The sequence below is a fragment of the Kluyvera ascorbata ATCC 33433 genome, from assembly GCF_000735365.1.
GTDB lineage: Bacteria > Pseudomonadota > Gammaproteobacteria > Enterobacterales > Enterobacteriaceae > Kluyvera > Kluyvera ascorbata.
Window position 1 is genome coordinate 1 of sequence record NZ_JMPL01000030.1, and the last position, 14,723, is coordinate 14,723.

Annotated in this window: 11 protein-coding genes and 1 pseudogene; 6 read left to right on the forward strand and 6 right to left on the reverse strand. The window is 56.2% G+C overall.

Going from position 1 to position 14,723, the window contains the following annotated elements:
* Positions 1 to 424: pseudogene (locus GKAS_RS09730) on the forward strand (NAD(P)/FAD-dependent oxidoreductase); the annotation flags it as partial.
* A 142-nt stretch (positions 425 to 566) separates the two neighbouring features.
* Here the strand turns inward: GKAS_RS09730 and rsmJ are convergent.
* The 3 genes from rsmJ to GKAS_RS09745 form a co-directional block, all read right to left on the reverse strand.
* Positions 567 to 1,319, reverse strand: coding sequence for a 16S rRNA (guanine(1516)-N(2))-methyltransferase RsmJ (gene rsmJ / locus GKAS_RS09735; protein ID WP_035893884.1), 753 nt, complete (start codon positions 1,317 to 1,319; stop codon positions 567 to 569).
* Between the two features lie 7 nt (positions 1,320 to 1,326).
* Positions 1,327 to 3,369, reverse strand: coding sequence for an oligopeptidase A (prlC, locus tag GKAS_RS09740; RefSeq protein WP_035893886.1), 2,043 nt, complete (start codon positions 3,367 to 3,369; stop codon positions 1,327 to 1,329).
* 85 nt (positions 3,370 to 3,454) lie between these two features.
* Complete coding sequence (locus GKAS_RS09745; RefSeq protein WP_035893889.1) at positions 3,455 to 4,069, reverse strand: LysE family translocator; 615 nt, start codon at positions 4,067 to 4,069, stop codon at positions 3,455 to 3,457.
* Positions 4,070 to 4,255: 186 nt separating this feature from the next.
* Between GKAS_RS09745 and GKAS_RS09750 the strand changes: the two genes are divergently transcribed.
* Entirely contained in the window at positions 4,256 to 5,149 is an 894-nt protein-coding gene (locus tag GKAS_RS09750) for a LysR family transcriptional regulator (RefSeq protein WP_035893891.1), read from the forward strand.
* Here the strand turns inward: GKAS_RS09750 and GKAS_RS09755 are convergent, their stop codons facing one another.
* Entirely contained in the window at positions 5,150 to 6,421 is a 1,272-nt protein-coding gene (locus tag GKAS_RS09755; RefSeq protein ID WP_035893892.1) for an acid phosphatase, read from the reverse strand.
* Between the two features lie 193 nt (positions 6,422 to 6,614).
* Between GKAS_RS09755 and GKAS_RS09760 the strand changes: the two genes are divergently transcribed.
* Together GKAS_RS09760 and gorA are read left to right on the forward strand one after the other, a co-directional pair.
* The gene (locus GKAS_RS09760; RefSeq protein ID WP_035893893.1) at positions 6,615 to 7,457 is read left to right on the forward strand and encodes a 23S rRNA (adenine(2030)-N(6))-methyltransferase RlmJ; all 843 of its coding nucleotides are present in this window, start codon (positions 6,615 to 6,617) and stop codon (positions 7,455 to 7,457) included.
* Positions 7,458 to 7,561: 104 nt separating this feature from the next.
* Positions 7,562 to 8,914: a glutathione-disulfide reductase gene (gorA, locus tag GKAS_RS09765; protein ID WP_035893896.1), complete on the forward strand. Its 1,353-nt coding sequence runs from the start codon at positions 7,562 to 7,564 to the stop codon at positions 8,912 to 8,914.
* Positions 8,915 to 9,058: 144 nt separating this feature from the next.
* Here the strand turns inward: gorA and GKAS_RS09770 are convergent, their stop codons facing one another.
* Positions 9,059 to 9,799, reverse strand: coding sequence for a MipA/OmpV family protein (locus GKAS_RS09770; protein ID WP_035893898.1), 741 nt, complete (start codon positions 9,797 to 9,799; stop codon positions 9,059 to 9,061).
* A 118-nt stretch (positions 9,800 to 9,917) separates the two neighbouring features.
* Between GKAS_RS09770 and GKAS_RS09775 the strand changes: the two genes are divergently transcribed.
* The gene (locus GKAS_RS09775; protein WP_035893900.1) at positions 9,918 to 10,862 is read left to right on the forward strand and encodes a LysR family transcriptional regulator; all 945 of its coding nucleotides are present in this window, start codon (positions 9,918 to 9,920) and stop codon (positions 10,860 to 10,862) included.
* 26 nt (positions 10,863 to 10,888) lie between these two features.
* Here GKAS_RS09775 and fhuE read toward each other — a convergent pair whose 3' ends face one another.
* Positions 10,889 to 13,027, reverse strand: a complete 2,139-nt coding sequence (fhuE, locus tag GKAS_RS09780; protein ID WP_051910749.1) for a ferric-rhodotorulic acid/ferric-coprogen receptor FhuE — start codon at positions 13,025 to 13,027, stop codon at positions 10,889 to 10,891.
* Positions 13,028 to 13,418: 391 nt separating this feature from the next.
* On the opposite strand from fhuE, the gene GKAS_RS09785 reads away from it, so the two are divergent.
* On the forward strand, positions 13,419 to 14,507 hold the full coding sequence (locus GKAS_RS09785) for a YncE family protein (RefSeq protein ID WP_035893902.1): 1,089 nt from the start codon (positions 13,419 to 13,421) through the stop codon (positions 14,505 to 14,507).
* The last annotated feature ends 216 nt before the right edge of the window (positions 14,508 to 14,723 follow it).

Genomic DNA, 14,723 nt, shown 5'->3' on the forward strand with positions numbered 1-14,723 from the left:
GCAGATTGATGCGCCGCGCGACCGCCAGGGTCGTTTGCACGTGAACGCAAATCTTCAGGTTGAAGGGCACGAAGACATTTACGCCACCGGCGACGTCGCCTACGCAGCCACCGACGATAAGGGCAACCATGCGCTGATGACCTGCCAGCACGCCATTCTGCTGGGCAAATTTGCCGGTAACAACGTGGCAGCAAGCCTGTTGAATGTCGCCCCGCTGCCGTATCGTCAGGAGATGTACGTTACCTGTCTGGATCTGGGTGCATGGGGTGCGGTGTACAGTGAAGGCTGGGATCAGCAGGTGAAGCTGACGCGTGAAGAGGCGAAGAAGCTGAAAGTGTCGATTGTCAGCGAACTGATTTATCCACCGAAAGCGGATCGTGCAGTGGCGTTTGAGATTGCGGACCCGCTGGCACCGTTTGTTTAGTCGGTAATGCCGGATGGAGGCTAACGCCTTACGCGTGTAGCCCGGGCGAGGCGTTTACGCCGACCCCGGGGCTGCTCGGTGCTCACCCTTGCGCCGTCCCCGGCGTCGCTTTGCTCGGCCGGGCTACATTGGGAAGGCGGAGTTACTCCGCCGTCCCCGCATAAATATCAAACCGATGCCCTTTGGTGACCACCGCATTCGGTGTCGCCACGTCCGCCAGCGGCGGCGCGTAATCCGGGCGTTTCACCACCACGCGTTTGGTTGCCAACTGACGCGCCGGTTCCAGCAGACCATCCGCATCCAGATCCGGTCCCACCAGCGACTGAAACACGCGCATCTCTTTTTTCACCAGCGCGCTTTTCTGCTTATGCGGGAACATCGGGTCAAGATACACCACCTGCGGACGCGGGGTGATATCCGTTAACGCCGTCAGGCTGGAGGCATGAATCAGCTGTAGCCGCTCCTGCAACCACGGGCCAATTTCCGGGTCGGCGTAGCCGCGCGCCAGGCCATCGTCGAGCAATGCCGCCACCACCGGGTTACGCTCCAGCATCCGCACGCGGCAGCCAACGGAAGCCAGCACGAACGCATCACGCCCCAACCCCGCCGTCGCATCCACCACGTCCGGCAGATAACCGCCTTTCACGCCCACGGCTTTCGCCACCGCTTCACCGCGACCGCCGCCGAATTTACGCCGGTGCGCCATCGCCCCGCCGACAAAATCCACGAAGATGCCGCCAAGCTTTGGCTCGTCGCGTTTGCGCAGTTCCAGATGCTCCGGCGTCATCACCAGCGCCATCAGGTTGTCGTCATCCTGTTCCAGCCCCCAGCGGGCGGCAAGAACAGATAAGGCGCCGTCTCCGGCGCCCGTTTCATCAAGTAAACAAATTTTCACGAACGAGTTAGCCCTTGATGCCGTAGTGCTCAAGCATCGCATCAAGCTGCGGTTCACGGCCACGGAAGCGTTTGAACAGCGCCATTGGCTCTTCAGAACCACCGCGGGTCAGGATGTTATCGAGGAACGACTGCCCGGTCTGACGGTTGAAGATCCCTTCTTCCTCAAAGCGAGAGAAGGCATCTGCTGCCAGCACGTCGGCCCACAGGTAGCTGTAGTAGCCTGCCGCATAACCACCCGCAAAGATGTGGCTGAAAGCGTGCGGGAAACGACCCCAGGTTGGACCTGGTACCACGGCGACCTGTTTCTTGATTTCGGCCAGCGTCTCAAGCACTTTCGCGCCCTGCTGCGGGTCATACTGGGCGTGCAGGCGGAAGTCGAACAGACCGAACTCCAGTTGACGCAGGATAAACAGCGCCGCCTGGTAGTTTTTCGCCGCCAGCATTTTATCCAGCAGTTCCTTCGGCAGCGGTTCGCCGGTTTCATAGTGGCCGGAGATAAACGCCAGCGCTTCCGGCTCCCAGCACCAGTTTTCCATAAACTGGCTTGGCAGTTCGACGGCATCCCATGGCACCCCGCTGATACCGGAAACACCAGCGGTTTCGATGCGGGTCAGCATATGATGCAGGCCGTGACCAAACTCGTGGAACAGGGTGATCACTTCGTCATGGGTAAACAGCGCCGGTTTGCCGTTCACCGGGCGGTTAAAGTTACAGGTCAGGTAGGCGACCGGTTTTTGCAGCGTGCCGTCGAGTTTACGCATCTGGCCGACACAGTCATCCATCCACGCCCCGCCGCGCTTGTGCTCGCGGGCGTACAGGTCGAGGTAGAAGCTGCCGCGCAGTTCGTTGCTTTCGTCATACAGCTCGAAGAAGCGCACTTCCGGATTCCAGACGTCAACGTCGGTACGCTCTTTGGCGGTGATGCCGTAAATGCGCTTAACCACTTCGAACAAACCGTTAACGGCTTTGTTTTCCGGGAAGTACGGGCGCAGCTGCTCGTCGCTGATGCTGTAGAGGTGCTGTTTCTGTTTTTCGCTGTAGTAGGCGATATCCCACGGTTGCAGTTCATCAACGCCAAATTCGGCTTTAGCGAAGGCGCGCAGCTGGGCCAGCTCTTTTTCACCCTGCGGACGGGCACGTTTGGCCAGATCGGTCAGGAAGTCGAGCACCTGCTGTGGGTTTTCCGCCATTTTGGTGGCGAGCGATTTAAAGGCGTAGCTTTCAAAGCCCAACAGCTGAGCCAGCTCGTGGCGCAGCGCCAGAATTTCTTCCATCACCGGCGTGTTATCCCACTTCCCGGCGTTCGGTCCCTGGTCGGAGGCGCGAGTGGAGTAGGCGCGGTACAGTTCTTCACGAAGCGCCTGGTTGTCGCAGTAGGTCATCACCGGCAGGTAGCTTGGGATATCCAGCGTCAGCAGGTAACCTTCCTGCTCTTTGGCTTCAGCCTGGGCTTTCGCCGCGGCCAGCGCGCTTTCCGGCATGCCGGAAAGTTCAGATTCATCGGCAACCAGCTTGCTCCAGCCCATGGTGGCATCGAGCACGTTGTTGCTGTACTGGTTGCCAAGCTCTGACAGACGCGTCGCAATTTCGCCGTAGCGCTGCTGCTTCTCTTTCGGCAGACCGATGCCGGACAGTTCAAAATCACGCAGCGCGTTATCGACCGCTTTTTTCTGTGCGGTGTTCAGCGTGGCGTAGTTATCGCCATCACGCAGGTCGCGGTAGGCGTTGTAAAGCCCTTCGTTTTGACCGACCCAAGTGCTGTATTCCGACAGCAGCGGCAGCGTCTGCTCATAGGCTTCACGCAGCTCCGGGCTGTTTTTGACCGAGTTCAGGTGGCTCACCGGCGAGAAAATACGCCCCAGCACGTCGTCCACTTCCGCCAACGGCTGGCAGAGGTTTTCCCAGCTATACGGCCCGCCCTGCGCCACTACGCGTTCCACATTCTCACGACAGTCGTTCAGTGCTTTGGTCACGGCAGGGACAACATGTTCGGGCTGAATCTGGGAAAACGGCGGTAGGTCGAAGGGGGTCAGTAATGGATTGGTCATATGCGCAGTCCTGGTCTAAGAAAGAAATGAAGCGCTCATCGGCGCTTTAGCGATAGATCTAGAATGGGGGATAGTTGGGGGAATTTCAATGATAGTGGGCACTCATTTCACCGACGTTGTAAACGATGCCGAACAGCGCAACTACCAGTAAAAACAGCGCGGAGAGGCGTTCTAGGCGAAGCGCATACTTTCCTGACAGCAAGCGTTGAACCGTCAGGATATAGAGCGACAACACGGTAACATCAAACACCACCCACACCAGCGAGAGCGTCAGCATGCTCAGCGTGAAGTCCTGCGTGACGGCAATAAACTGTGGGAAGAAGGCGACAAAGAAGAGAATGTCCTTCGGGTTTGAAATACCAATAAGAAAGCCCTTCAGCAGGCCGCCGCGCGCAGGAGTCATCTGCACCTCCTGCGCCTTGTGCATCAAGCTGCTGATGGCGCTCCAGCCGATATAGAGCGAGCCCGCCATCCCCAACAGCGACAGCATGACCGGCGACAATGCCACCACGCCGAGCAGCATCAGGGCTGCCAGCACAATCAGCACCAGCGACGCGGCGTTAGTGCCTATCACCGTGATAAACGCCCGGCGGCTGCCTTCCCGCGCGGCGGTTCCCGTGACCAGCGCCACCACCGGGCCGGGCGTTGCCAGCAGCAATAATACCGCCAGCATATAGGCGGCAAGTAACGTCAGATTCATGGTTTATCCTTAAGGTAGGTCGGATAAGGCGTTTACGCCGCCATCCAACAATCGGCGACAGCATGCCGGATGGCGCTTCGCTTATCCGGCCTACAACGTAACACCCATTATTCGGCGCGGGTCGCGCATTGAAAAACGGAAAAAACTACGCTTCAATGTGAGTAAAACTCACAATAGAACATCACCATGTCGCTACCGCCGCTGTACGCACTGCGCGCTTTTGAAGCCGCTGCTCGCTTAGGCTCCTTCAGCAAAGCCGCTGAATTACTCAACGTGACGCCCGGCGCGGTGAGTCGTCATGTCCGCACGCTGGAGCAATGGTTCGACTGCGCGCTCTTTCAGCGCCACGGGCCGCGCGTCACCGTGACCGACGCCGGACAAACGCTGGCGGCACAGCTCGGTGAGGGCTTTCAAAGTCTGGAGCGAGCCTGCGAGGCATTTGGTCATCGTCGTCGCGAGCTTCGCCTGAAAGCACCGTCCACGCTGACCATGCGCTGGCTGCTGGCAGCACTTCAACCGCTCACCTCACCGCAAATTGCGCTCTCCAGCGTGTGGATGGATACCGATACGGTTGATTTCAGCCGGGAACCCTACGACTGCGCCATTTTGCTGGGCGACGGCCAATTTGGTTCCGGGACACAAAGTCAGTTGCTGTTTGAAGAGTGGCTGATACCTATCTGTGCCCCCCGGCTCACCGCACAGGCCAGGGAAAATCTCGAGCGCTGCGAGCTGATTCACCCCTCACCGGATCGCCGCGACTGGCGGCGCTGGCTAAAACGGACAGGGCAATTCCCAACGCTGAATACCGCACGCGGTAAGGTGTTCGATACCCTTGAGCAGGGCTATCTGGCCGCCATTGGTGGGCATGGGGTCGCCATTGGTGATCTGCTATTGAGCCAGGAGGCGCTCGCCAGCGGTCTGCTGACGCTGCCCTTTAACGACGCCGTCGCTACCGGGGATGGTTATTGGTTGGTGTGGCCGAAGGCTTCGGCGCAATCGCCGGAGATTGAAAAGCTACATGTACATTTAAAAAAGGCGATACCGCAGCCGGTACCGCCTTCCCTCAACATGCTGCGCTAATTAGTGCGGCTTTTTCGCCATTTCATAGGCGGCAGGCAGGTTCAGACGCTGCCAGAACTGCTGGTCAGCGGTGGTGCCTGACAGCGGATAACCCGCCGGCAGCGCGCTTTTCACCATCAGCGCGCGACGCTGCGCGGCAGAGAGATTCGGCAGCGCCGCTTCCAGCAGTACTTCAGCGCCCTGCGGCACCGTGATGGCCTGCTTCTCACCCTTCTGCTGCGGCAGGTCGTAGGTCATGGTAAAGCGGTAGAAATCGCGCATCGCCGGGTCGCGGTACGGGTCATCTTTACCCGCTGTTTTCGCGCATTCAGCCAGCGTCGTGCCGCACTCTTTCTCCAGCGCCGCGCGCAGTTGGTCGCGGGCTTCGTTAAACAGCGCGCGGAACTTCGCGTCGTTCAGGTAGTGGGCGACGTTACGCTGCGCCACCATGCGGGAGCCCATGACGTCCAGCGGATAGTGCACGCCGAGTACGATACGCGAGTAGCCATAGCGCGCGCCGCGAGTCACCAGCGCGTCAAAACGCTCGGGGATCATCTCCGCCATCAGCAGCGCGTCGGTATAGCCGGTATTGGTATGGCCGCTTGGGAATGAGCCGCCGTCGGCGGTATACGGATGGTTATCTTTAATCACCACATCGTCCGGCACCAGGTGAATGGTGTTGCCCTGAATCAGGAACGGACGCGGGTTATTGAAGTGTTTTTTCGCCGCGCTGGTGCTCACTTCGGAGGCTTTAATCAGCGCTGCCGCTTTGCTGAGCTCACCTTTGTCATAGGCCGCGATAAACGCTTTGCCCAAACGTGGCCCCATTGCATCGCTCAGGAAGTAAAGGTGGTTGATGCCTTCCGCATCCGCCAGCGCCTGGTGGCGGGCAGTTTGGGTCGCATCACGGTTAATATCGGTCACCGTCGCCAGGTTCTGCTTCACTACCGTCTCAGGCAGGGCGCTGAATGCCGAGAGCAGTTCGATACCGGCCTGCTGGTTGGCTTTAGTCTGGAAGTCATAGCCGCTGGCCTTGAGCCAGGCTTTATCGGCCTGCGTTTTGCTCTGCTTCGCTTTTTCCAGCTGGTCGCGAGTGAGCGTCGGCGCGTCGCCTTTCAACGCCGCACGCAGCACCGTCAGCGATTGCCCTTCCAGCGCGTCAAACGCCGGACTGACCGCCGTTGGCGTCACGGTGTTAGCGATTGCCGCCGCCTGATTGACGGAAACGTCTTTTGCCAGTACCGGCATTGCCAGCGCCATCGCAGCGGCTAGCAGTGTGATTTGCAGTTTCATTATTTTCCTTTTATTCAAACAATTACCTTGCCTGCCGTTGACGCTAAACCCGTCGCTTGACGTTTTTATGACACGTTCACGTTTTGCAACAGTATTGCCACAAATGGAAACGACGCAGCGCTACAGCGGTAATCTGCGCGGATCTGCGGTAAACTGTCAGCTATCTTGTTTAATTCCCGGAATATCCGCATCCATGCTCAGTTATCGCCACAGCTTTCACGCAGGCAACCACGCCGACGTTTTAAAACACACCGTTCAGAGTCTGATCATTGAATCGTTGAAAGAGAAAGAGAAACCGTTTCTCTATCTGGACACCCACGCCGGTGCAGGCCGCTATCAGCTGAGTGGCGAGCACGCCGAAAAAACCGGGGAATACCTGGAAGGAATCGCCCGTATCTGGCAGCAGGACGACCTGCCGGAAGAACTGGTGCCGTACATCTCCGTGGTGGAACACTTCAACCGCACCGGCCAGCTGCGCTACTACCCTGGCTCCCCGCTGATTGCCCGCCAGCTGCTGCGCGAGCAGGACAGCCTGCAAATGACCGAGCTGCACCCGAGCGATTTTCCGCTGCTGCGCTCTGAATTCCAGAAAGATAACCGCGCCCGCGTTGATCGTGCCGACGGCTACCAGCAGCTGAAAGCCAAGCTGCCACCGGCTTCTCGTCGCGGCCTGATCCTTATCGACCCGCCGTACGAAATTAAAACCGACTACCAGGCGGTCGTGAGCGGTATCAACGATGGCTACAAGCGTTTTGCCACCGGCACCTATGCCCTGTGGTATCCGGTCGTGCTGCGCCAGCAAATCAAGCGCATGATCCGCGACCTTGAAGAGACCGGCATTCGCAAAATCCTGCAAATTGAGCTGGCGGTGCGTCCGGACAGCGATCAGCGCGGCATGACCGCTTCCGGCATGATTGTTATCAACCCGCCGTGGAAGCTTGAAGCACAGATGAACAACGTGCTGCCGTGGCTGCACAGCAAGCTGGTTCCGACAGGTACCGGTCATACGCTGGTAAACTGGATCGTGCCGGAGTAATTGCAGGCATCGGTGGAACCTATCAGTTTCAGGTATACAATCGCGAGTATTTTGACGGGGAGCATGAGGCTCACCCACTCAACAATAAACATTCAGGAGCGGCCATGACCAAACATTACGACTACATCGCCATTGGCGGCGGCAGCGGCGGTATCGCCTCCATTAACCGTGCGGCCATGTATGGCCAGAAGTGCGCGTTAATCGAAGCCAAAGATCTCGGCGGCACCTGCGTGAACGTTGGTTGCGTACCGAAAAAAGTAATGTGGCATGCCGCGCAGATTCGCGAAGCAATTCACATGTATGGCCCGGACTACGGTTTCGACACCACCATCAATAACTTCGATTGGGACAAGCTGGTTGCTAGCCGTACCGCCTACATCGACCGCATTCATACCTCTTACGACAACGTACTGGGTAAGAACAAGGTTGATGTAATTAAGGGCTTTGCGCGCTTCGTCGATGCCAAAACCATCGAAGTAAACGGTGAGACGATCACCGCCGATCATATTCTGATCGCGACAGGCGGTCGTCCGAGCCACCCGAATATTCCAGGCGTGGAATACGGTATCGACTCCGACGGATTCTTCGAGCTGCCGGCGCTGCCGAAGCGCGTTGCCGTGGTGGGTGCAGGCTATATCGCCGTTGAATTAGCGGGCGTTATCAACGGTCTGGGTTCTGAAACCCACCTGTTCGTACGTAAACACGCGCCGCTGCGCAGCTTCGACCCGTTAATCGTCGAGACGCTCCTTGAGGTGATGAACGCCGAAGGCCCGCAGCTGCATACCAATGCGATTCCAAAAGCGGTGGTCAAGAATGCCGATGGCAGCCTGACCCTGGAGCTGGAAGACGGCCGCAGCCAGACCGTCGACTGCCTGATTTGGGCGATTGGTCGCGAACCGGCGAACGATAACTTCAACCTGGCCGCAACGGGCGTGAAAACCAACGATAAAGGCTACATCGTCGTTGATAAATTCCAGAACACCAACGTTCCGGGTATTTATGCCGTGGGTGATAACACCGGTGCGGTAGAGCTGACCCCGGTGGCGGTAGCCGCAGGCCGTCGTCTCTCCGAGCGTCTGTTTAACAACAAGCCGGACGAACATCTGGACTACAGCAATATCCCGACCGTGGTCTTCAGCCACCCGCCAATCGGCACCGTGGGCTTAACCGAGCCGCAGGCGCGTGAGCAGTACGGTGACGACGCCGTGAAGGTCTATAAATCCTCCTTCACCGCGATGTATACCGCCGTGACTTCACACCGTCAGCCGTGCCGCATGAAGCTGGTGTGCGTTGGCCCGGAAGAGAAGATCGTCGGTATTCACGGTATTGGCTTCGGCATGGATGAAATCCTGCAAGGCTTCGCCGTGGCGCTGAAGATGGGCGCGACCAAGAAGGACTTCGACAACACCGTGGCGATTCATCCTACGGCGGCGGAAGAGTTCGTGACCATGCGCTAAGGCACATTGCCTGAACGACAAAAAGCCAGACGAATGTCTGGCTTTTTTTATGCGCGCTTCCCCGGGGTCGGCGTAAACGCCTCGCCTGGGCTGCATGCGCGTGTAGCCCGGCCAAGCGAAGCGCCGCCGGGATTGCACTAAACCCTAGAACCGCCAGGTCACCCCAGTCAACACGGTAAAACTGCCATCACGATCAACCATCGGGCTATTTTTAATCTCATCCGGCAGCACGCTGTAGCTCGCATTTGCCGTCAGCATCAGGTTGTTGGTCAGCGGGTACTTCATCGTCAGCCCAACGTACGGCATCCAACTGCTGCCCGGCGACCATTGTGCTAATCCGCTGCGGCGAGATTCCGCCCTCGACACGCCGTAGTAATAGTGGTTGAAGCTATCGTCATAGTAATAAACCCCCAGCGCAGGGATAATCGCCAACCGGCCCACTGGCAGCACGCGGAAATAAGAGAGTTCCCCCACCCAGCCGTTGCTGTTATCCAGAATATCCGCCGCCGCCGAAACTTTCAGGCTGCCCCACTTTTCGTGGTGATACCACGCCGCGCCGGCCATTGCGGTACTGTTACGCTTATCTAACTGCTTCATAGCGCTATCGTCGTTATCCGACGGATCGAAGGTCAGCGGCAGCCAGGAGACCGTCAGGCTGACTTCATCGCGCTGATTTTTAAAGAATGCGTAGCCTAGCGTGGTCTGGCGAATATAAAATGAATCGCCTTCGTAATTAACAATAGGCACCGCATGAGTATTTTCATTATATCCGCGATAAATAGATTCATTAAATACCGCTCCTGCCCCAACCGATAACGCTGCCGATGACGCACCTGAAATAAAAGACATAATTAAAAGCAGCGCCGCATTACGCTTAATTGACATTCCCGTTGTCCCGACCTAATATAATACCCTAGTGTCAAGTATGATAATATTCGTATTTATATTGATGCAATCTCAATATTTATATAGATCTATATCAATTTATATATAGAGCTGGGCAATGAAGAAACTTCAGATTAAGCCTCAGGAATTAAAAATAATATCGGTGGTGGCCGCCAGCGAAAATATCAGCCACGCTGCTACCGTGCTGGGCATGGCGCAGGCCAATGTCAGCCGCTATCTTTCTGATGTTGAATCAAAAATTGGGCTTAAAATTTTTGAGCGTAGCTCGCGTAAGCTCACGCCAACTCGCTTTGGTGAATCACTGCTGCCTTACGTTAACGACCTGTTGGAAAAAGAAAACCAGCTTAATCATTTCGTGGCTGACTATAAGCATGAAAAAAATGGCCGCGTCACGATTTACTCACCAACAATGATTAACGCCTATCTGGCACGCAACGTGGTAAATACCATAAAAGATATCGGAAACATCAGTTTATATCTGAAAACATTTAATCTGGAACGAAAGTCATTTTATGAAGGTTCCGAATTTCCTGATGACTGCGATATTTTAATTTCCTGCGTGCAACCCAAAAATGAATCCTTAGTGGCAAGCTTTATCGCGAAATATGCGGTCAGCGCCTATGCCAGCACCCAGTATCTTGCGGAGCACCCTATCAGCTCGCCGGACGATCTCGACAAACACTCCTGTATTCTGATGGATTCAATGCTGATTAATGACGCCAACATCTGGCGCTTTAGCCTCGCCGGAAGCCAGGAGGTTCGTGACTTTCGCGTTACCGGCAACTACATCTGCGACAACACTCAGGCGGCACTTGAGCTGGCGCGCAACGGGCTGGGCATTGTCTTTGCACCTAAAAGTAGCGTGCAGGCCGATATTCAATCCGGAGTACTCGCTCCCTGCTTCGCCGAACAGTACGAATGGTGGCTCGATCTGGTGGCTATCTACCGCAAACGTGAATATCAGCCCTGGCGTGTACAGTTTATTCTGGATGAAGTGCTAGAGGAAATCCGCCGCCAGGTTGCCCAACCCCGGCAGGCGTAGCCCCGGCGTGAAGCCGGGGCGTGGTTTTAGAAAGCGTAGGTCATGCTGACCGAGACGTTACGCGGCTCACCGTATACCGCGGAATCATCCAGATACGAGTAGTATTCACGGTCAAACAGGTTGTTGACGTTGGCCTGCACCGCCAGCTGTTTGGTGACCTGATACTGCGCGAACAGGCTCACCAGCGGGTAGCTGCTCTGGTAGAGACGCTGAGTTTCGCCGTCCGGCCCGGTCACGTCTTTATAGACCCGGTTTTGCCAGTTTGCACCGCCGCCGATGGTCAACTCAGGCATCACCGGCACGCGGTAGCGGGTGAACAGCTTAAGCTGCGTCTGCGGCGCAAAACTGTTGTAGCGGCCATCGCTATCCGTGGCAACGTAGCGCGTAGCGCTGAAGGTCAACTGCAGGTTATCGGTGACCGCGCCGTTAACCTCAAATTCTGCCCCTTTACTCACCGCGCCGCTGGTTGAACGGTACGCCTGCTCGCTGGAGCCGTTGACAAATTCACCGCTCACCTCTTCCGCCGCGTTTTCCTGCTCAATACGGAACACCGCGAAGTTGGTGGTTAAGCGCCCGTCCGCCCAGTCCGCCTTCAGGCCGGTTTCATAGTTCTTACCGGTCACCGGCGACAGCCATGAACCATCGACCGAACGTTTGGTTTGTGGTGCGAAAATAGAGGTGTAGCTGGCGTAGGCCGACAGGCTTTCAGTCAGGTCATACACCAGGCCGCCGTACGGTGTGATGTTATATTTGCGCATATCGCCGCTGCTGCCGTCGGTGCTGTACTGGGTATAGCGCGCGCCAATAATCAGCGATAGCGGGTCGGCAAGCGACAGGCGAGCCGCCGTATAGGCTGATTTCTGCCGCACAATGTCGTCGGCATTTTGATACCAGTCGCCCCATTCCGGCTGCGCTACGCTGCCGTTCCAGTTGTTATCAAAGATACCAATCTGACTGGCATCCATCGGCCCATCCTGGCTGAAGGTGGCATTGTGCTGACGGCTGTAGCTCGCACCGGCCATCAACTGATGCTGACGCCCCAATAGCTTGAATGGCCCGTTGGCGTAGGTATCGAAGGAATCGACGGTGCGCTTGCCTTTATCCTTACTGCCCCAACCGGTGGCACCGTCGCCGGTATCGGCATCGGGGTTGCCCATCACGTACAGCAGTGTGTCATTGAAGGTCTGCTCGCCGTGGGTGCCATTAAAGCGATACGACCAACCGTTATCCCATTCGTGGGTCAGGTCGACAAACACCTTGCGGGACTCAACCTGATAGCGCGTCCAGTCTGCCGCCGTATTGGTGCTGCGGTCATAGTGCGTACGCGTGCCGTTGCTGTAGAGGCTCGGCAGCCCGCCCCAGGTTGGGTTCCCGGTATTAGATTTCTGGTAGTCCCAACCCAGCGACACGGTGGTGCTGTTGGTAAGATCCGCATCCACCACGCCATAGAAGAATTTCTTGGTTTTATGGTAGCGGTCAAGCCAGCTGTCCTGATCCTGATAGCCGGTGACGATGCGCCCACGCAGGCTGCCGTCAGAGTTCAGCGGCGTAGAGAGGTCGGCGACATAGCGCTGCTTGTTCCAGCTGCCATAGCTGGCGCTGATATTGCCGGTTGCTACTTTACTGTCCGCCCGTTTGCGCACCATGTTGACCGTCGCGCCCGGGTCGCCCGCCCCGGTCATCAGCCCGTTAGCGCCGCGCACCACCTCAATACGGTCATAGATGGCGGTATCTTCCGCCGCATCACCATAGTTCCAGGCATCGCCCAGCGAGGTGGGAATATCGTCGTAGGAGAAGTTAGTGATTTCAAAACCGCGCGAGTAGTAATAGCTGCGTTCAGAGTCAATCTGCTGCGACGACACGCCGGTCGCGTTGGTCAACACTTCGTCTACCGTTTGCAGGTCCTGATCCTGCATGCGCTGGTGCGTGACGACGCTGACGGACTGCGGAATATCACGCGGTGCCAGATTCATCTTGGTGCCCGCATGCGTAGTTTTTACCGCGTAATCCTGCTGCTCGTCGGACGTACTTTCTCCGCTGCCGTAGACCACCATCTCCTGACTGGTTTCTGCGGCCTGAGCCTGGTGAACGAAGCCGTGAATCGCTAGCGCAAGAAGCGAAACGGTGAGCGGTTTCCCGCTGATTTCCCTGCCGTTAAAAAACATATTAGGTCCCATCAGATCTTGTTGTTGTGAGTGAGGTCTTTCCGCTCGCAGCGCCGAGAAATGACGCGCTTTTCCGTAAGCTTTTGAGCTGCATAAAAAGCGATAACGACCACAAATGAGAATGCCAATGATAATTACTCGCTTTAAATGAAGCAGTCTGTTTTATCAGTTAAATGTAAGGAAATGTATACATGTTTATTATCAAAGTGTTGACATAATTCCCCGCTTCGCTTGCGCTCAATTTGCACAGATGTGGGTGCGTGACCACTGAAAAATAGGATCGGCGAATTTGCGCATTTGTGATAAATAATTATGATTCTCATTCTTATTACATTGTCCCGTCACCGCACAGCCTCTGCCGGGAACCGCTTATCCAATGATGGAGTTTCGAATGGTAACGTTATTCAGCCCGCGCAAAACGGCGCTCTGCGCCGCACTCGTCGCTGCTTTTACCCTCCACTCGCTGCCTGCCCTTGCTGAAAATGCGCAGCCTGCCGAGAGCGCCGCGGCGCTGAAAACCGCTGCTGGCGTCACGCAAAATGCGCTGGGCGATGGTCTGTATGAAATGGCGCTGTTCTCCGGCGAGAAATCACTGTTTGTTGCCAGCGCGCAGAGCTTTAAAGATGTGAACGGCGGCGTGATTTATCGCGTAGACCCTACCTCGCTTGCCGTCACCGGTATCACCCATACCGATCTGAAAAACTTTGGCATGGCGGTCGATAGCGATGGCAAGACGTTCTACGTCACCAACTCGCTGGATGGCGGGGTGTCAAAAGTGGACGCGAAAAGTGGCAAGGTGATGCAACGTCTGATGCTCGACGGCAAAGACAAAGACGGTGACCCTGCGGGCGCACGTGAGGTGCTGTTCCACGAAGGTCTGCTGTTTATCGGCCGCGTTGCCGACCCGGGCTATATTTCGGTGGTCGATGCTAAAACCATGACCGTGAAAGCGCGTATCGATAACGCAGGTAAATGGGTTACCGGCATCATCTATTCTCCGGTGACTAAACGCATTTACGCGACCAACGGCGGCGGCGAAGTGCTGGTCATCAACCCGCAAAGCTACAAAATCGAGCAGCGCTGGACGCCTGGCGACGGTAAGGAATATCTACTGCTGAATATGGCGGAAGATCCAAAAACCGGCCGCCTGTTCGTCACCGATGATTCTAAGGCCAAAACCACGCTGGTCTTTGATGAGCACACCGGAAAAGTGATTAAACGTATTGACGGCGATGCGCTGGGTATTAAGTTTGACGCGAAGCGCAATGAGATCTTCATCAGCCAGCGCGAGTCGAAAAAAGTCCTGCGTCTTGATGCCACCAGCTATGCCGTGAAGCAGAGCTGGGATTTCAGTACGCATCCGAACAGCCTGCTGCTTTCTGATGATGGCAACACGCTGTACGTGACGCTGAAGCAGGACTTCAACAAAGATAACTCCACTAAAGGGCCGGATAGCGTCGCGCGTATTACGCTGAACTAACCTGGCAAACTGGCCCATCCGGCACGGTGCAACATCGAGCCGGATGGCGCTTCGCTTATCCGGCCTACCTTATTTACGCTTTAGAAACATATATTTATTATTCACTTCCTTTCGTACCGTTTTTTAACCTGGCTATCACGGCGAGGAAAATAATCAGCAAAAATAATCATCATTGATTATATTTATAACCAGTAAGAGGCATTCAACAGCTACTTT